Annotated in this window: 18 protein-coding genes; 10 read left to right on the forward strand and 8 right to left on the reverse strand. The window is 67.1% G+C overall.

Features of this window, described 5'->3' with window-relative positions:
* The first annotated feature begins 82 nt into the window (after positions 1-82).
* From zwf to AC01FP_RS09160, 6 genes are read left to right on the forward strand one after another with little or no spacing between them, the layout of a single operon-like run.
* A complete protein-coding gene (gene zwf, locus AC01FP_RS09135) occupies positions 83-1,606 on the forward strand; it encodes a glucose-6-phosphate dehydrogenase (RefSeq protein ID WP_474479761.1) in 1,524 nt (507 codons plus the stop codon).
* Between the two features lie 36 nt (positions 1,607-1,642).
* Positions 1,643-2,938, forward strand: a complete 1,296-nt coding sequence (locus tag AC01FP_RS09140) for a glucose-6-phosphate dehydrogenase assembly protein OpcA (RefSeq protein ID WP_474479732.1) — start codon at positions 1,643-1,645, stop codon at positions 2,936-2,938.
* Positions 2,939-4,408, forward strand: coding sequence for a cobyrinate a,c-diamide synthase (locus AC01FP_RS09145; protein WP_474479733.1), 1,470 nt, complete (start codon positions 2,939-2,941; stop codon positions 4,406-4,408).
* A 2-nt stretch (positions 4,409-4,410) separates the two neighbouring features.
* On the forward strand, positions 4,411-4,659 hold the full coding sequence (locus AC01FP_RS09150) for an acylphosphatase (protein ID WP_474479734.1): 249 nt from the start codon (positions 4,411-4,413) through the stop codon (positions 4,657-4,659).
* Positions 4,660-4,714: 55 nt separating this feature from the next.
* A complete protein-coding gene (locus AC01FP_RS09155) occupies positions 4,715-5,275 on the forward strand; it encodes a histidine phosphatase family protein (protein ID WP_474479762.1) in 561 nt (186 codons plus the stop codon).
* The gene (locus tag AC01FP_RS09160; protein ID WP_474479736.1) at positions 5,272-5,958 is read left to right on the forward strand and encodes a GAP family protein; all 687 of its coding nucleotides are present in this window, start codon (positions 5,272-5,274) and stop codon (positions 5,956-5,958) included. The genes AC01FP_RS09155 and AC01FP_RS09160 overlap by 4 nt, the downstream gene beginning before the upstream one ends.
* An 18-nt stretch (positions 5,959-5,976) precedes the next feature.
* Here AC01FP_RS09160 and AC01FP_RS09165 read toward each other — a convergent pair whose 3' ends face one another.
* From AC01FP_RS09165 to folD, 4 genes are all read right to left on the reverse strand, one after another.
* On the reverse strand, positions 5,977-7,422 hold the full coding sequence (locus tag AC01FP_RS09165; RefSeq protein ID WP_474479738.1) for an ATP-dependent DNA helicase: 1,446 nt from the start codon (positions 7,420-7,422) through the stop codon (positions 5,977-5,979).
* A complete protein-coding gene (locus AC01FP_RS09170; RefSeq protein ID WP_474479740.1) occupies positions 7,415-7,900 on the reverse strand; it encodes a divergent PAP2 family protein in 486 nt (161 codons plus the stop codon). The genes AC01FP_RS09165 and AC01FP_RS09170 overlap by 8 nt, the downstream gene beginning before the upstream one ends.
* Positions 7,897-8,799 (reverse strand): geranylgeranyl diphosphate synthase CrtE, encoded by a 903-nt coding sequence (gene crtE / locus AC01FP_RS09175; protein ID WP_474479741.1) that lies wholly within the window; start codon positions 8,797-8,799, stop codon positions 7,897-7,899. Before crtE ends, AC01FP_RS09170 begins: the two co-directional genes overlap by 4 nt.
* Before the next feature lie 104 nt (positions 8,800-8,903).
* Positions 8,904-9,782, reverse strand: a complete 879-nt coding sequence (gene folD / locus AC01FP_RS09180) for a bifunctional methylenetetrahydrofolate dehydrogenase/methenyltetrahydrofolate cyclohydrolase FolD (protein ID WP_474479742.1) — start codon at positions 9,780-9,782, stop codon at positions 8,904-8,906.
* 69 nt (positions 9,783-9,851) lie between these two features.
* On the opposite strand from folD, the gene AC01FP_RS09185 reads away from it, so the two are divergent.
* Positions 9,852-11,921: an HDIG domain-containing metalloprotein gene (locus AC01FP_RS09185; protein ID WP_474479744.1), complete on the forward strand. Its 2,070-nt coding sequence runs from the start codon at positions 9,852-9,854 to the stop codon at positions 11,919-11,921.
* On the opposite strand, the gene AC01FP_RS09190 is transcribed toward AC01FP_RS09185, so the two are convergent.
* The gene (locus AC01FP_RS09190) at positions 11,918-12,196 is read right to left on the reverse strand and encodes a SemiSWEET family sugar transporter (protein ID WP_474479746.1); all 279 of its coding nucleotides are present in this window, start codon (positions 12,194-12,196) and stop codon (positions 11,918-11,920) included. The genes AC01FP_RS09185 and AC01FP_RS09190 overlap by 4 nt on opposite strands.
* A gap of 59 nt (positions 12,197-12,255) precedes the next feature.
* On the opposite strand from AC01FP_RS09190, the gene AC01FP_RS09195 reads away from it, so the two are divergent.
* The 3 genes from AC01FP_RS09195 to AC01FP_RS09205 all read left to right on the forward strand — a co-directional run bounded on the left by AC01FP_RS09195 (position 12,256) and on the right by AC01FP_RS09205 (position 14,847).
* Positions 12,256-13,770, forward strand: coding sequence for a peptide ligase PGM1-related protein (locus AC01FP_RS09195; protein WP_474479748.1), 1,515 nt, complete (start codon positions 12,256-12,258; stop codon positions 13,768-13,770).
* Positions 13,771-13,903: 133 nt separating this feature from the next.
* Positions 13,904-14,395, forward strand: a complete 492-nt coding sequence (locus tag AC01FP_RS09200) for a hypothetical protein (RefSeq protein WP_474479749.1) — start codon at positions 13,904-13,906, stop codon at positions 14,393-14,395.
* 14 nt (positions 14,396-14,409) lie between these two features.
* Entirely contained in the window at positions 14,410-14,847 is a 438-nt protein-coding gene (locus tag AC01FP_RS09205; protein WP_474479750.1) for a hypothetical protein, read from the forward strand.
* 371 nt (positions 14,848-15,218) lie between these two features.
* On the opposite strand, the gene AC01FP_RS09210 is transcribed toward AC01FP_RS09205, so the two are convergent.
* From AC01FP_RS09210 to AC01FP_RS09220, 3 genes are all read right to left on the reverse strand, one after another.
* Positions 15,219-15,452 (reverse strand): hypothetical protein, encoded by a 234-nt coding sequence (locus AC01FP_RS09210; RefSeq protein ID WP_474479751.1) that lies wholly within the window; start codon positions 15,450-15,452, stop codon positions 15,219-15,221.
* Positions 15,453-15,644: 192 nt separating this feature from the next.
* On the reverse strand, positions 15,645-16,619 hold the full coding sequence (locus AC01FP_RS09215; protein ID WP_474479752.1) for a sulfotransferase domain-containing protein: 975 nt from the start codon (positions 16,617-16,619) through the stop codon (positions 15,645-15,647).
* Entirely contained in the window at positions 16,616-17,611 is a 996-nt protein-coding gene (locus tag AC01FP_RS09220; RefSeq protein WP_474479754.1) for a hypothetical protein, read from the reverse strand. The genes AC01FP_RS09215 and AC01FP_RS09220 overlap by 4 nt, the downstream gene beginning before the upstream one ends.
* Between the last annotated feature and the right edge of the window lie 204 nt (positions 17,612-17,815).

Raw genomic sequence — 17,815 nt, forward strand, 5'->3', positions numbered from 1 at the left:
CACACAAAAACCATCACAAAGTGGGGCAAGCGGTGGGCGAAAGCTTCAGGCCCGTTAAACCATGGGCACCGGTCAGGCATTCATGGGAGCTGTGCTCACCAATCCACTACGGGTAGGACTTCGCCAAGAGCGAGTTATCCCGCCCCAATGCCTAGTCATTTTTGGGGCCAGTGGCGACCTCACCCACCGCAAGCTTGTGCCGGCGCTGTTTGAGTTGTTTCGCCAGCGCCGCTTGCCCAGTGAATTTGCGGTGTTGGGCTGCGCCCGCCGCCCCTGGAGCGATGAGGAGTTTCGCCGCAAGATGGCGGAGGCCATGGCCCAAGAGGTGGCCGAGCACCGAGTGGCCTGGGAACAATTTGCCGCCGGGCTGTTCTACGAGCCAGTGGATTTGGAGGATCCCGCCTCGGTGGTGCGGCTGGGTCAGCGGCTCGAAGGCATCGACCGGCTGCGGGCCACCCGCGGCAATCGCACCTTCTACCTCTCCGTATCGCCAAACTTCTACGGCAGTGGCTGCCGCTCCCTGGCCGCCGCCGGGCTGCTGAGCGACCCGAGCCGCAGCCGGGTGGTGATCGAAAAGCCTTTCGGCCGCGACTACGGCAGCGCCCAGGAACTCAACCGGGTGGTGCAGGCCAGCGCCCAGGAAAGCCAGATCTTCCGGATCGACCACTACCTGGGCAAGGAAACGGTCCAGAACATCCTGGTGATGCGCTTCGCCAACACGATTTTCGAGCCGATCTGGAATCGCAACTACATCTCCAGCGTGCAGATCACGGCGGCCGAAACCGTGGGGGTGGAGGAGCGGGCTGGCTACTACGAAAGCTCGGGCGCCCTGCGCGACATGGTGCAGAACCACCTCACCCAGATGCTGGCCCTCACCACCATGGAGGCGCCGGGCCGCTTTGACCCCGAGTCGATGCGCAACGAGAAGGCCAAGGTGCTGCAGGCGGCGCGCCTAGCTAATGAAGACGAACCCTGGAAGTGCTGCGTACGGGGCCAGTACTCCCCCGGCGGCTCCCTCAGCAGGCCAATCGCCGGCTACCGCCAGGAGCCAGGGGTAAACCCGGAAAGCACCACGGAGACCTACGTGGCGATGAAGCTGTTCATCAACAACTGGCGCTGGCAGGGCGTGCCCTTCTACCTACGCACCGGCAAGCGCCTACCCAAGCGCCTCTCAGAAGTGGTGCTTACCTTCCGCGAGGCTCCGGTGCACCTGTTTGATGCCGCCGGCGGCGCCCCCACCCCCAACCAGCTGATCCTGCGCATCCAGCCGGATGAAGGCGCTGAGTTCAAATTTGAAGTGAAGGCCCCAGGATCCGGCATGCGCAGCCGGCCGGTGGACATGGCCTTTTCCTACGACGACAGCTTCGGCGAACCCAGCGATGAGGGCTACGTGCGCCTGCTGGCTGACGCCATGCTGGGCGATCCCACCCTCTACACCCGCAGCGACGAGGTAGAGGCCGCCTGGCGCCTCTACACACCGCTGCTGGAGCTGATCGAAGACGCCCCCTCCCAGCTGCCTGCCTATCCCTACGAAGCCCGCACCTGGGGGCCTGGCGCCGCCGACAACCTGCTTGCCGAAGACGGCCTTTCTTGGCGTCGCCCCTGATTTTTCCCGCCCAGCCCTCTCCCCAAGCCTGCCCCCATGTCGACCCAGCTCACTCTCCAGGCACCCCTCGCCCTACCCCCCGACCAGGTGCCCGGCTACCTGGAGCGCCTCTGGAATCAGGAATTGGGCAGCTCCCCCGGAGCCGCCACCTTCACCCTGGTGGTGTGGGAGGGCTCCTGGCTGGAGCAGCAGCTAGTGCGCTGCGGCCGGCTCGATGGACCAATCACCGGTCTGCTCAATGAAACGGTGCTGGAGGCGGCCCGCGCCGCAGCGGTGAGCTGTGGCTTGCCCTTGAGCACGGCACCGATGGATCCCAAGCTGGCTTGGGCGCTCGGCCAGCTGGGCGGTAATCACCACGCCGACGACCAGCGCGGCCAGTTTGTGGAAGGGGCGATCAGCGCCCACATGCCGCGGCGGCTGATCACCCTGGCCCCCACACTCGATGGCGGCCAACCCCTGGAAACCCTGGTGGCCGCCTACTGCCCCCTGCCGGAGGAGGGCGCTGGTGGCTCCGCCTGCGGCGACGTGGTGGTGCTCAGGGGCGGCACCGGTGCCCTGCGCCAAAACCTCGAGCTAGTGCAGCCCCTGATCGCCCCCGACCTGCCCTGCTGGGTGTGGTGGAACAGCAGCCTCGATGAGGCTCCTGAGGTGATGGCGGCCCTAGCCACCGGCGCCCGGCGCCTGGTGGTGGATTCGTCGCTGGGAGATCCACGCCGCTGCCTCGACCTACTGGTGGACCGGATCAGGGCGGGCCAGCCGATCAACGACCTCAACTGGTTGCGGCTGCGCAGCTGGCGCGAATCGCTGGCGATGGTGTTTGATCCACCCTCAAGGCGCGATGCCCTCAACCACGTGGTGCAGCTCGACCTCGACGTGGAGGGCTCCAACCCGGTGAAGGGTTTGCTGTTGGCGGCCTGGCTGGCCGACCGGCTGGGCTGGCACCTGATCTCCACCTATGCGGTGGATGGCGATGGGGTGGGCGATGGCATCGGCGCCGAATTCGAGCGCACCGACGGCCAGACCGTGCGCTTCCGCCAGATGCCAGTGCCAGTGGGCGTACCCAAAACCCACCCCGGCGCCATGGTGGGGCTGCGGCTGATCTGCCAGAGCAGCCAGGGCTCACCGCTATGCGTGATCCTCTGCTCCGAATCGGGCGGCTGCATGCGGCTCGAATCGGGCGGCATGGCCAGCATGGAATTGGCCGAAGAGGTGGTGCCCCTGCCCAATGAGAGCGAGGAGATGGAGATGGCCCGCCTGCTCTCCGGTGGCCACGACTCCACCAGTCCCCTGCTGGCCGCCGCTGCCCCCCTCGCCGCCAAACTGCTGCCCTGAATGGCCTGTCTGATTGCCGCACCCAGCAGCGGCAGCGGCAAGACCCTGCTGTCCCTGTGCCTGGCGGCCTGGGCCCGAGCGCAAGGGCTGGGTTTACAGCCCTTCAAGGTGGGGCCCGACTACCTCGATCCCCAGCTGCTCAGCAGGGTGAGCGGCCACACCTGCCGCAACCTGGATTCGCTGCTGTGCGGGCCCGAGTGGCTGGAGCGCTGCTTTAGCTGGCACGGCAGTCGGGCCGACCTGGTGCTGGTGGAGGGGGTGATGGGCCTGTTCGATGGCCGCGGCCCCAGCAGTGAGGGCAGCTCGGCGGCGGTGGCGGCCCAGCTCGGCCTGCCGGTGGTGTTTGTGGTGGAAGCTTCGCGGCAGGCGGGCTCCCTGGCGGCCCTGGTGCGGGGCTTCCGCGACCATGGCCCACCGCCGGTGCAGCTGGCCGGGGTGGTGCTCAACCGGGTGGGCAGCGAGCGCCACCACGCCCTGCTGGCAGAGGCTCTGGCCAGCATCGAGGTGCCGCTACTGGGGGTGCTGCCGCACCACCCCAGCCTGGAGCTGCCCTCCCGTCACTTGGGCCTGCTGCCACCCGGGGAGCTGCACGACCTCGAGCAGCGCCAGGAGCAGTGGGCCGAGCTGGCCGCCCGCCACCTGGATCTGGCGCAGCTAGTGCCCCTGCTGGCCCCACCAGCCGCCGAGCCAGGGGCCGAAAATCCGATCAGCTGGTGCCTGGGCCAAAGCTCCAAGAGCCTGCGGCAGAGCTCCCACCGGCAGCAAAACTCCCAGCCCCTGCCGGTGGCGATCGCCAGCGATGCGGCCTTCCATTTCCGCTATCCGGAGGCCGGCGAGCTGCTGGAGGCGGTGGGGCTGGAGCCACTGGCCTGGAGCCCCTTGGCCGATGAGCCCCTACCGGCGGGCTGCCGGGCGGTGCTGCTGCCAGGGGGCTACCCAGAGCTGCACGTAGCCCAGCTAGCGGCGAGCCGGCGCAGCCTGGGCGACCTGGCCCGGGCTGCGGCGGCGGGGCTGCCGCTGGTGGCCGAATGCGGCGGCCTGCTGCTGCTGGGCGAGCAGCTGGCCGATGGCGAGGGGCAGCTGCAGCCGATGGCGGGCGTGCTGCCCTTCCAGGCCCGCAAAGGCGCTCTGAGCCTGGGCTATCGCACGGCTACCGCCACGGCCAATGGCTTGCTGGTGCGGCCGGGCGAGAGCTTTTGCGGCCATGAATTTCACCGCTGGCAGCTCGAACCTGTGGCGGCCGGCGGCGGGCTGTGGCAACTTGCTGGCTGGGGGACCGCAACCCGGAGCGAAGGATGGACAGCGCCGAACGTGCACGCCAGCTGGCTGCATCTCCATTGGGCTGGATGCCCGGTGATTCCCTCACGCCTGGCAGCCGCAGCCGCGCGCGCCGCGCCGCTGCCGACGAGCGCCGCTTCATCCAACCCCACGAGCCCCGGCCCCAGATCCAGCAAGAGCGCTGGCGTTTGATCGTGCGCGGCCAGGTGCAAGGGGTGGGCTACCGGGCCGCCTGCAGCCTGCGGGCCCAGGATCTGGGCCTGAGCGGCTGGGTGCGCAACTGCTCCGATGGTTCGGTGGAGATAGAAGCTGAGGGCTGCCCGCAGGAGCTCACCGAGCTGCGGCTGTGGTGCGAGAAGGGCCCGGCTGAAGCGATGGTGAACAGTGTGGCCAGCAGCCAGGTGGCCGCCACCGGCGCCGACTGGTTTGAAGTGCGCCGCTGAGATGCCTCAATTGAGCACCCCTCCCCAGGTCGAACTATGGCTGCTGCGCCATGGGATGACCGAATGGGCCCGCGACGGGCGCCACACCGGCCGCACCGACCTGCCCTTGCTGCCGGAGGGTGAGGCCCAGGCCCGGGCCCTAGCGCCAGGGCTGGCAAGCCAGTGCTTTGCCGCCGTGCTGGTGAGTCCGCTGCAACGGGCCCGGCGCACCGCCGAGCTGGCGGGCCTGGGGGAGGGCGCCCAGATCTGCCCCGACCTGCAGGAGTGGGACTACGGCCGCTACGAGGGCATCACCACCGCCGAGATCCGCGCCCAGGTGCCTGACTGGACCGTGTGGAGCCACGGCTGCCCCGACGGTGAAAGCTGCCCCCAGGTGGAGGCGCGCTGCCAGAGGGTGATCGCCCTGGCTGAATCCCTGGCCACCCCCCAGGCCCCAGCGGTGGCGCTGGTCGCCCACGGCCATATCTTGCGCAGCCTGGCGGGCTGCTGGCTGGGGCTGGGGGCTGCAGGCGGGGCCCTGTTCAACCTGAATACGGCCACGCTGTCGGTGCTCGGCCACGAGCGGGAACGGCGCACGATCGTGCGCTGGAATGCCCAGATAAGGACCGCACCATGACTACCAACCTGCTCGGCGAGCTAGCAGCTTTTGGTTTGGCGATCGGCTTTTCGCCGCTGCACATCGGCCTGCTGCTGCTGCTCCTGCTCGGCCCCAAACCGCTGCAGCGCGGCGGGCTGTTTGTGGCTGGCTGGCTGTTCACCGCCGCCCTGGCCGTAACCCTGCTGCTCACGGTGGGCCACGGCCTGCTGCTCAGCATGGACAAGGGCAGCGTCCACCTCACCGGCCTCGACCTACTGGCCGCCGGCGCCCTGCTGGGGCTGGGGGTGAAGGAGCTGCTGAATAAAAATGAACAGGCTGCGGGGCCGCCGGGCTGGACGCGCCGCCTCGATCAGTTCTGTGCCCTGCCCCTGCCGCTGCTGCTGGCCATCAGCGCCGGCCTGCAGGTGGCCAGCCCCGACGATCTATTTCTGTTTGCCAAGTCCGCCAGCAGCCTGCTGTCAGCGGGGCTCGGCCGCGGCCAGGAGCTGCTGGCCACTGGGATATTCAGCCTGGTGAGCGCCAGCCTGCTGCTGCTGCCGCTGCTGGCCCTGCTGCTGGCCGGCCCAGACCGCGTGCTGCCCCTGCTGGAGCGGGGCAAGCAGGGGCTGTTCGCCAAGGGCGACCTGCTGGTGGGCCTGGTGAGCGTGGCCCTGGCGGTGTATCTGGGCTGGCAGGGCATCGAGGGCCTGCGGCTGGCCTAGGCAAGGCGGCCAGAGCCATCAGGAATCGGCCTGCAGCCAGTCGCTCCAAAGCTGCTGCTCGGCGAGGGGGCCTGGGCTCGCCACCACCGACACCGCCTGGCTGGCCCGGCTCACGGCCACATACACCAGCTGGCGGCGCAGCACGGTGTCGCTGGGCCAAAACACATCGCCATCGACAAACACCTCGGCAAAAGTGCTGCCCTGGCTGCGATGCACGGTGAGAACGGCGGCCGGACCGAGGGAGGCAAAGGCGTCTCGCACCAGAAAAAAACGGCGCCACAGGCCCTTGCCGTCCTGCTTACCGGCGTCCTTGGCCTGCTGGCGTAGGCGGGCCAACACAGCCTCCAGGGCGATCCGGGCCGCCGTGCCCAGGGGCGGCAGTAGCCGCAAGCTCAGCTGGCTATCGCCGGCCTCCACCCGGGCGGTGAGGGTATCGATCACCGGCGCATCAGGCACGCCGAAGTCGGCCAGATCGCAGCGTTCGGGGATGACATCGCGCACCACCAGCTCCCGGTTGGAGCCCAGCAGCATGTCGGGCTCCTCAGCGGCGTCCTCGCCCTCGCGGCAGGCGGGGGCCATCACGGCGGCGCGGGTGATCAGCACCTCGCCGGGCAGCACCGGCAGCTGGTCGGCCATTTCGCCGTGCAAGGCGCGGCGGGCAATCGGCACCAGCTGCTCGAGGGAGCGGTTGGTGTAGCAGAGGATGCGGGCTAGATCGGGGTTGTCGGTTTCGGCGCTGCGGCGCAGGGCGGCCTGGGCGGCTTGCAGCCAGGCGCCGCGCTCCAGCAGGGCCACCTGACCCGTGGCGGTGCGGATCGGCGGCAGCGGCGGCGGCTTGCGGCAGGGCAGATCGCCCTGGCGCAAGCCCGAAGCCAGGCGCAGCACCGGCCCCTGGTGACGCACCACCTGACGCAACTCGGCCCGGCTGGCCCGGCCCAGGCTGAACACCGGGCTCACGGGTTCACCAACCGGCGGCAACTGGGCCGGATCGCCCACAAACACCAGCCGGGTACGAAAAGGGTGGGCGCAGCGCAAGCTGATCTCCAGCAGGGTGGAGTCCACCATCGAGGCCTCATCGATCAGCACCAGGCCCAGGTGCTCGAGGGCGACGGCGGTTTGCTCGGTTTCCTCGCAGCGCTCGATATCGCGCTGGCGCTTGAGCTTGAGGCGCAGCAGGCGGTGAATGGTGGAAGGAAACCAGGTGGGCGAAAGGCCAGCCCCAGCCAGGTAGGAGCGCAGCACACCCACGGCCTTATGGGTGGGGGCCACCACGGTCCAGCAGAGCCCGGTGGCCTCCACCTGGGCCAAAAAGCGCATCGAGAGGAAGGTTTTGCCGGTGCCGGCGTAGCCGCTGAGCACAAAGGGCGTGCCATCCGCCGGAGCGGCGAGCCAAGCGGCAAAGGCCGCGGCAGCTACCTGCTGGTCGGCGGTGAGGGGCGGGGATGGTGCGCCGATATCAGCCAACCGCAGTGAACCAGCCCAATCCCTGGGCCAGGTGCAGCGGCGAACCCGCCAACACCAGGCCGGGCAAGGCCACCAGGGGCCCCATCAGGGCACCAATCAACACCTCCAGGCGGGTGTGGCCAAGATTTTCCTTAAGGAGCTTCGCGGCGGGTCCCATCTCATTAACGCGGGCGGCGGTGAGGCCAGCGGCGCGGCGCACGCCGGAGGCGTCGTAGAGCACCACAAAACAGAGCACGGCCGCCAGGGCAAACAGGGGCCCCTCAAAGCCCTGGACCCAGCCCAGGGCAGCCGTGGTGCCGGTGAGCAAAGCCGAGTGACTCGAGGGCATGCCGCCGGTTTCCACCAGCACCCGGGGATTCCAGCGGCGATGCACCACCAGCTCAATCACCAGCTTGGAGAGCTGGGCAACGCCACAGGCCGCCAGGCCCCACCAGAGCACGCCGTTATCGAAGACGCCAATCAGCACGGGGTTACTCATCGGTCGCGGCTCGTGATGTAGTCGGCTAAGGCCAGCAGGGGCGCGGCACTGGCGTGCCAGGGAGCCAGGGCCGCCTTGGCCTCGGTCACTAGGGCATCTGCCCGCTGGCGCGATTCCTCTAAGCCCAGCAGCTTGGGGTAGGTGGTTTTGTCGGCGGTGAGGTCCTTGCCGGCGGTTTTGCCGAGCACCTCGCTGCTGGCGGTCACATCAAGGATGTCGTCGATGATCTGAAAGGCCAAACCAATGCCGCGGGCGTAAGTGCGCAGGGCGGCCAGCAGCTCCGCGGAGGCTGCGGCGATCAGGGCGCCGCTGAGCACGCAGGCCCGCAGCAGGGCGCCGGTTTTGTGCAGGTGAATGTATTCGAGGGTGTCGAGATCGACGGATTTGGCCTCGCACTCCAGATCCACCACCTGGCCGCCCACCAGGCCGGGGGCACCGGAGGCCAGGGAAAGTTCGCCCACCACCGCCAGCAACCGCTCGGGCGGCACGCCCGGGCTGCGCAGCGCCACCATTTCAAAGGCGCGGGTGAGCAGGGCATCGCCGGCCAGGATGGCGTTGGCTTCGCCATACACCTTGTGATTGGTGGGGCGGCCGCGGCGCAAGTCGTCGTTGTCCATCGCCGGCAGGTCGTCGTGGATCAGCGACATGGTGTGCACCATCTCCAGGGCCACCGCCGTGGGCATGGCCAGTTCGCTGTCGCCGCCAGCCAGCTCACAGGCCGCCAGGCAGAGGATTGGCCGCAACCGCTTGCCACCGGCCAGCAGCGAATAACGCATGGCCTCGCGCAGGGATTCGGGCCGCTCCGGCCCCAGGGAGCCATCAAGGGACGCCTCCACCCGCAGGCGGGTCGCCTCCAGATAGGCGGCGAAATCAAAGGGGCTGGAGTCCGCCGCGGTCATGGAGCTTCGGCCAGGGGCCTCCGTGCTAACGGGATTCTCTCAGGCGGGGTGGCGCAGGGTGCTCAAGAGCGCGGAACGTTGCGGCCGAGGTCTCTAGCTTCCCATTAAGGCACCAGATCGCCCAGGCCATGGTCGAGCCCGGCGCGGCGGCACCAAGCCACCACGGTGTTCACCAGCAGCATGGTGACGGTCATCGGGCCGACGCCGCCGGGCACGGGGCTGATGGCGCTGGCGAGCGGCTCCACCTCCTCGAAGCGCACATCGCCGCAGATGCCGCTCTCGGTGCGGTGAATGCCCACATCCACCACCACCGCTCCGGGCTTGACGTGCTCGGCGCCGACCATGCGCGGCCGGCCGGCGGCCACCACCAGCACGTCGGCCTGGCGGGTGAGGGCGGCCAGATCGGGGGTGCGGGAATGGGCCACCGTGACGGTGGCGTCGGCGGCCTGCAGCATCAGCGCCATGGGCTGGCCCACCAGGATGCTGCGGCCCACCACCACGGCCCGTTTCCCTGACAGGGCCACGCCGTAGCGAGCCAGCAGGGCCATCACGCCAGCGGGCGTACAGCTGCGCGGCCCCGGCTCGCCCTTAAGCAGCCGGCCAAGGTTGAGGGTATGAAGCCCGTCGGCATCCTTCTCCGGGTCGATCGCCAGCAGCAGGGGCCCCTCGTCGAGGCCGGCAGGCAGGGGCAGCTGCAGCAAAATGCCGTCACAGAAGGAATCGGCGTTGAGCCGCTGCACAGCCGCCAGCACCTCGGCCGCAGTGGCGCCAGCATCAAGGTGAGCGCCCAGGCTGTTTATGCCCACCCGAGCACAGGCCTTCTCCTTATTGGTCACATAAACGCCGCTGGCGGGGTCGTCGCCCACCCGCAACACCGCCAAACCAGGCGGACGACCCACTGCTGCCAGCCGCTCAGCAATCGTCGCCTGCAACCGGAGTTCGAGCTCACCGGCAAGCTGGCGGCCGTCCAGACGAGTGGCCATGGTGCGAAAAACAAGCACGCTTCCCCAGCTTGCAATCCCAGGTGGTCTAGGGCCCGCTAGCGTTTTGAAATGGTGTTAAGGCAGCTGCGATCCCTGTGGCGGCAGCTATTGCGGCTGGAGTATCCGCGGCAATCGCCGGGGATTTGGCGCAGCAGCGACACGATTTTTATTTTGCTGATTTGCGCCCTGGTGGCGTTGGTGTCGAGTTGGCCCTGGCTGACGGAGCCCAACCTGCGCCCCGGCATGGAAGCTCCCTTCACGGTCCGGGCGCCGCAGGCGGCCAAGGTGGTCGACAGCAACGCCCTCGAGGAACGGCGCCAGCAGTTGGTACCTCGCAGCACGGTGCAGGTGGTAGACGAGCAAACCAACCGCCGGCTGCGCCAGAAGTTGGAGCAGGGCCTGCAGGCGGTAGAGCAGCAGGCCAAATCAGACCAACAGCGCATCGAACCTTTGGCAATCACCGCCGAGGAGCGCAACTGGCTGCGGAGCGCAGGTGGAGCCGAGATCACGGCCTGGGCTCGAGAGGTACGCCAAGCCCAGCTGCGCATGCTCAGCCAGGGTCTGGCGCCTGGGTTGGCAGAAGGCCAGTTGCTGCAGGCGGCCACCCTGCAGCTCGAGTCCCTGGCACCACTGCCGCGAGGGCTAGGGGCACGGCTTTTGGCCAGTTCCCTGCAGGGCTACTCAAACCTGCGCAATGATCCGGTGCTGAGCCAGCGGCGCATCGAGGCGCTAATCACCCAGCAGGGGATCCCCACTATCACTGTGCAGCAGGGCGACCTGATTACCCGCCAGGGCGACACGATCAATCCCCAGGCCTTTGACGTGCTCGATTACTTCGGCCTGGTGAACCGACGACCGCGGCCCCTTGCCTGGATCGGTCACTTCCTGGAAGCGCTGGCCATGGCGGGGGTGCTAGTGCTGGTGCTGCGCCGCTGGCGAGCCTGCCTGGAGCCGCGGCAAGCCCTGCTGGCCCTGGGGGCCCTGCTGGTGGTGCAAGGTTTTGCCCTTTGGCTGGGCCCGCTGGCGAGTCCCCTGGTACTGCTGGTGCCACCGGCGTTGCTGCTGGCCCAGGGCCTGGGCACCCCTAGTGGTTTGGCCTGGCTAGCAGCAGCCAGCTTGCTGTGGCCAATGCCGATCACAGCCATCACAGGGATGCGGCTGTTGGTTGCGGCGACGGTGGGAAGCATGGCGGCATTGGCGGCGGGACGGCAGCGCAGCAGGGCCGAACTGCTGCAACTGGCGGTGCTGCTGCCAGGTGCGGGCCTGCTGCTGCAATGGCTACTACTGCAATGGCAACTGCAGGGGCCTGGGGTGGTGGCCCAGGTGGACCTGCTGAGCGAGGCCGTGCTGCTGGGCGGGCTGCTGATGGGGGGCCTCCTGCTGGCGCCGCTAGTGGAAACCTTCTTTGGGCTGGTGACACGGGCACGGCTGATGGAGTTGGCCGACCTGCAACGGCCTTTGCTGCGCCGGCTCTCAGTGGAAGCACCGGGCACCTTCGAGCACACCTTGATGATCACCGGCTTGGCGGAGGAGGGGGCCCGGGCAATCCATGCCGACATCGACCTGGTGCGCACAGGGGCGCTCTATCACGATGTGGGCAAGCTGCATGGCCCCGAGTGGTTTATCGAGAACCAGGGGGAGGGCAGCAACCCTCACGACACCCTTGATGATCCCTTTGCAAGCGCCGCCATCCTGCAAGCCCACGTGGATGAGGGGCTGAAGCTTGCCCGCCGCTACCGGCTGCCGCGGCCCCTGGCCGACTTCATCCCCGAGCACCAGGGCACTTTGAAGATGGGCTACTTCTTGCACCAGGCGCGGGAGCGGCAACCGTCCGTGGCCGAGGAGAGCTTCCGCTATCGGGGGCCGGCGCCCCGCAGTCGGGAGACGGCGATCTTGATGCTGGCGGACGGCTGCGAAGCGGCCCTGCGCTCCTTACCGCCCGGCACTAGCGAAAGCGAGGCTCGCCAGATGGTGCGGCGCATCATCGAAGCCCGCCAAGACGACCACCAGCTAGCCAATAGCGGCATCAGTCGGGCCGAACTGGAACTACTGATCGGGGCCTTCGTGCGGGTGTGGCGGCGGATGCGCCACCGCCGCATCGCCTACCCGATCCCGGCCCGCAAGGGCTACAGCGCCTAAGAGCCTAAGGAGCGCAGCTTGCGCTCCAGCACAATCCCGGCGGGCACCAGGGTGACCAGGTTGGCCACGATCAACGGTCCATCGCGGGTGCACACCCCGTAAACAGCCCACAGGGCGATGCCGGCGGTGAACAGGCCGTACATGCGCAGGGAGATGCCGCTGGTGTTGCCGCTGCGCAGGGTCTTGATGGCCTGGGGGAAAAAGCTCAAGGTGGTGAGCAGCGCCGCCAGGTATCCAAGAGCGCGCACGGCAGGACTGACTAGAGGGGCGGCCATGGGGATGGGGTGCTGGTGCCTTCAGCATGGGGGCTGGACCGCGATCCTGCCCCACCCCCATGACATTGCTCAGCTTCCGCGAGCTCCAGGCCCAGCTGCAGCCGCACTGGGGCCAGAGCACTGGAGCCCAGGGGGGAGATGTGGACATCTTGATGGTGCCGTCGCTGTCGATGGACCAGAGCCAGATGGACCTGGTGACCGGCGTGCATCACTACGAGGAGCGGCAGCTTTTTTCCTTGATCCGGCTACGGGATCCGAGGGTGCGCATGGTGTATGCCACCAGCAAACCCCTGGGGGAGCTGGTGGTGGATGCAGTACTGGAGCTGCTGCCGGGGGTGCCCACCTCCCACGCGCGGCGGCGGCTGCACCTGGTCGACACCGACGACGCCTCCAACCGGCCCCTCACCGCCAAGCTGCTGGAGCGGCCGGCCCTGCTGGGGCGCATCGCCGAGCTGCTGCGGCCGGGGCGCAGCTTCATCAACTGCTTTGTGGTGAGCGACCTGGAACGCCAGCTCTCGGAGCGGCTGCAGGTGCCGTTGCTGGGCACCGATCCGGCCCTGGGCTACTGGGGCAGCAAGGCCGGCAGTCGCGAGCTGTTCGCCCGCTGCGGCGTGCCCCACCCGCCCGGCTCGGCCCTCACCCACAACCTCGACGACCTGTGCGAAGCCACCGCCGAGCTCTGGGAAACCCAGCCCGAACTGCGCCAGTGCGTGGTGAAGCTCAATGAGGGCTTCAGCGGCGAGGGCAATGCACCCCTGCCACTGGCGCCGCTACAGCTGGCCGGGCTCAGTGGCGCTGAGCGGCGACGGCGGTTGCGGCAGGCCCTGGAGGAGCTGCCGATGCCAGCAGCCAGCTGGAAGGAGCAGCTGGCGGTGCAGGGGGCACTAGTGGAGGCCTGGCTGGAGGGGGGAGAGGAGCTCAGCTCGCCCAGCGTGCAGGGCACGATTCATCCCGGCACAGCGGGTCAGGTAGAGGTGCTCTCGAGCCATGAGCAGGTGCTGGGCGGTGCCAGCGGCCAGACCTACCTGGGCTGCAGCTTCCCGGCGGCCGAGCCCTACCGGGCCGAGCTGATGCGCCACGGCCAGGCGGTGGGCGAGGCGCTGGCGGCGCAGGGGGCCCTGGAGCGCTACGCGGTGGATTTCATTGCCCGGCGTTTTGGCGACCGCTGGGATCTGCAGGCGATCGAGGTGAACCTGCGCCAGGGGGGCACCACCCACCCCTACATGGCGCTAAGCGCCATCACCAGCGGCAGCCTCGATCCAGCCAGCGGGCTGTATCACGCCCCCAGCGGCCCGGCCCTGCACTACAAGGCCACCGACAACCTCACGGCGCCGCACCTGCGCGGGCTGCTGCCGGTGGATCTGATCGACATCGTGGCGGAGGCGGGCCTGCACTTCGACCCAGCTAAGTTGCGCGGCAGCGTGTTTCACCTGCTGGGCTGCCTATCGGAATACGGCAAGCTCGGCATGACCTGCATCGGCCGCAGCGCCGCCGAGGCCGAGGCGGTGTACGCAGCCACCGAGGCCGAGCTGCTGCGGGGCGCCCGGCGGCTGGGGCACAAGGGCACTGGCTGAGTGGCTTGACAGGGGCAGCGCGATCCGGTTGGTTGAAGGGAGTATTCGAGCACCCATGCAGCGGACGGAGGTCCTCCTAAGGGCACCAATGCAGCAACGGCGCGTCACAGCAAGTCTTTTTTTTGCCACCTTGATGGCGCTAACGCTGCTGGGCTGCAATGGCGAGGAGCGGCAAAAGCGCGAGCAGGCCGCTGTCGCCGAACGGCAGCTAGATGCCCTGGTGAGCCGCTGCCGCGGCCAGCAGCCAACGGTGCAGCGTCATTTGCAGGAGCTGCAGCGCAGCAGCAGCGAGCTAGCCAATCTCAAGCAACAGGCCTACTCCCCCCTACGGAGACCCGCGGCACCAGATCCGGAGCTGCTGGCACGCTTCACCCGAGAAGACCAGGAGCTGGAGCAGGAGCGCTATGAGCAGGCGCTGGCCACCTGGCGCAGCAGCGATCGCGCCGAGCGCCGCTACTGGCAGGGTGAGCAGGAGGCCAAGCGGCAACGCAGCACGGCCCGCCAGCAGCAGGCCGAAAAAGCTCTGGTGGCCCTAGGCGTTGGCAGTACAGCGGCGGATCGCAACGCCTGGAGCCGCTGCGATGGGAAGCAACTTGCCGCAATAGCGCTACGTTTGGATAAGTAGCCTCTGGCTCCGGCATGGTCGAAAGGTCCCCTCGCCGGTCGCGGCGACCACAGCGGCGCGAGCTTTGCTGCCCAGCGCATCCGGAGCAGCGCATTGAGGGCAATGGCAGGAAGTATTTCCTGCACCTGCTCACCAGCGAGCAGCTCAAGGCCCGCGGCATGGCGGATAAGAGAGCTAAATTGGTGATCCAGGCCTATCCGGTGCTGGTGCTATCCAACGAATGGCTGGAAGAGCTGTTCTGCCCGGCTTGTGGTGGCAACCGCTGGTGCCATGTAACCAAGCACGACCGGGTGGAGCACACGGTGCGCTGGGCGCCACGGGAGCTGTGGGAGCAGGTGGCCCACGTGGATCCGGTGGTGGCCAACCCAACGGTGAGTGAATTCACGCGCAGGGAAGCGCGGCGCCACAACCAGAAACGGGCCGACGGCAAACGGATGTTTGACGCTGGCTAAGGCGCCACCAGAGCAGACCTTCGGCATCAATGCCTAGGCTCACTAGGACCAGATCAGCACTGGTGAGCGAATAAGACAACACTTCACAGAAACTGGAAGCCGGTCTCGAATAAATCCATGTTCCAAATCAATAGAGATATCGTTCTTATAGAAATAGGGATTGAAGCTATTCTTTTGAACTCAGCGTACATCCAAATCACTCTGCTGCAATCGATCTAGGTTTCCATCCCAACCTTCAAGCACGCGATTCCCTTTGATCTCCTTGTCGTCTTTTCTGCTATTGCGCTACTACTGCTGCGCAGAAGCCTACGGCTACGGTGTGAGGCAATTAATGCCTCACACCAACACAAAGGGTATTTTAGAGCTATTTTCTATATTGGGATTATGTTGCAAGGTTTGCGGCAAAGTGGATAAGAGGGACCATATACAATTTGCAAGTAAGCTAGATTGTTAAATGATGCAGGTTTATGATCCTTTGTACGACCGTTTTCTTCTTTAACTTCGATTCTTTTCCCTTCCGTATCCCCCGCATCCATCAGGGAAATTTTTGGCGTAACCCATTCTAACTTTTCTTGAGCGGGCATCAAGTAGTTGCGATCGCTCATGGGTCGGCTGAGCTCCTAGACCGATTTTTCGAATACTAGACGCACCTGCCCGAGACCTGCCGCACTCTTCAGCAACCGCCCACAAGACCCCACAACGCCCCGCCTTGACAGCCCAAAACATTCCCGAGAGCGGGAAGAACACCCAAATCCATAAGCCACTCTCCCATGCAGAAACGCCTCCCAGACCCCCCATCAACCCCCAGCAGCAGCACCTTGAGAGCACCGCAGAGGGGAGTTGAGGTGTGTTGAGGGGGTGTGCACCGCTGCCGGCACTGCGTAGCCAAAGCGATGCAGAGGGGCCGCAAAGGCCTCCTCGAGTTGCTTCAGTAGCTCTTTTGTGAGCTGCTCCTGGCCTTCGCCGCTGCGGCCAGACCTGAAAAATCGCTCACAGCCCTCCGGGCGCTCGTGAAATCCACCCTCATCGTCTTCCTTGGAGCGGAGCTTGTCAAAGCGGGTATTGGCCACAGCCTCCCGGATCAGGAGCTCCTCAGCAGGCAGGTCAAGAAAGGTGGCCAGCCGGCTGAATTGCTGCTCCGGTTTGACCAGCAAGTCTTCGTAACGCAGGAGCAGCGCCGGGATCTGCTGTTGGTCCACCCAGCTCCGCACATGGTTGGCCCAGCTGCCCATGAACTGGCGCACCTGCTGGCCGCCCCGTTTGCTCGAGCGGCACAGCCCTGCCTCCTCGTTCAACAAAAACGCCCCACAACGCTCCAGATCCCAGGAGAAGAAATGGCTCAGCGACACAGCCACATCCGCCGGATGGCGGATCACCACCACCGCCCCCCGGCAGCCCTCGGTGGGCACCACCGGCCGGCCACCGGAATCCGGGCTGGTGAAGGCATCGTGCACCTTGTGGTAACGCAGGCATTCGGCATACAGCGCCCGTTGGTGCCCCACTCGCCCTCGCACTTTGTCGAGCTCGCTCCAGCACAGATCGCTGCTGTCGATCCCGAGCTGGTCATCGAGCCAGTGGCGGCTGCTCACGATGGAGCCCGTGGCCAGATCCCAATTGAGCCGCAGCTCACGCTCCTCGGTCTCCGCCGCCGCCGTGGCCTTCGCCTGATCCAGCCCCGCCAGCCGCCGCAGCTCGGTGATGAACACCCGGCACCAGGTGTTGCCGGATTTGGGGTAGCTGGCCAGATACCAGTAGGGCTCGGGCTCGCTCATGGGGCTGCCGGCTCCAGGGCCGATTCCTCTTCGCCCGTTTCCGCCTGGGCTGCGGCCATGAGCAGATCCTGATCCGCCAGCCAGCTCTGCATCGCCCCGATCCCCGCCGGCAGGGGCAGGGTGGCCAGGGGCACCCGCTGCTGCAGCCTGGCCAGGGCCATGAAATTGGCCCCCTCCTGCCCCAGCCCGCGCACAAAGCGGGGGCGGAACGCCTGGTTGCGCAGGCGCAGCGTGGCCGCCTGCTGCCGCTGGATCCTCCGAATGGTTGCCCCCTTCCGCTCCGGCTCCCCATGGCTCCGCTGGTGGATCACATACACCGCCTGCAGCGCGGCCGCCTGCGGCGCCCGCTGCAGAGCCTCCCCCATCAGCAAATATTTGTGCATCCCCTGCCGGATCGGCGACAGAGCAGCGGGATCCAGCCCAAACGCTTTGGCGGCGTCATGCCACAACTTGATCCGGGGGATGCCCGGCAGCACCAACCCGTCGGGGTTCACCGACACCAGATCGTCGGCCAGAAGCCGCCAACCCTGCTGCAGCAGGGCGTAGGCCAAGGTTGATTTACCGGCCCCGGAATGACCCAGGCACACGATCGCCTGGCCGTCTTTTTCCATCGCACTCCCATGCAACACCAGGATGCCGCGCTGAATCAGCAGGGCCCCCACCGCCGACCCCAGCAGAAACGTGCAAATGTCTTGGTCACTCACGCCGCTGTGCTGCCGGTGCCAGGCGATGCGCACACCATCCGTGATCCGAAAGCAGCCGATGCCCTCCACCGTGAGCCGCAGATCCCCGCGGGCCATCTGCAGAAAGGCGGTGTCGTGGGGGCCTGGTGGTAGTTCGGGCCAGGTGAGGGGGTCTTCCGAAGTGATGGCAATCTCGTCCTCCAGCTCGGCGCCGGTGGGCAGTGCCGCGGTGGGCAGCTCTGGGATCAGCAAGGCTTTGGAGCGCCAGAGCAGCCCAAACGCGGAATACCGGTAGACACCCTCCGCCATGATTCCAAAAGGTCTCCCACCTATCCTCGACTCTCCCCCCAGAACTCGCAAGAGTGGATCACCGGAGTGCTTTAGAGCGGCCCAGGCTCTCCCCAGGGGTACTGCGTTGGCCCTGACGCAACCAGAAGAGAAATGGCCTCACACTACAGCTATCGACCAGCCCACCAGGGTGCTCCTGGCCCTCAGCCAGGCCGGTGGCGAGCT

The organism is Cyanobium sp. NIVA-CYA 375 (genome assembly GCF_056108345.1).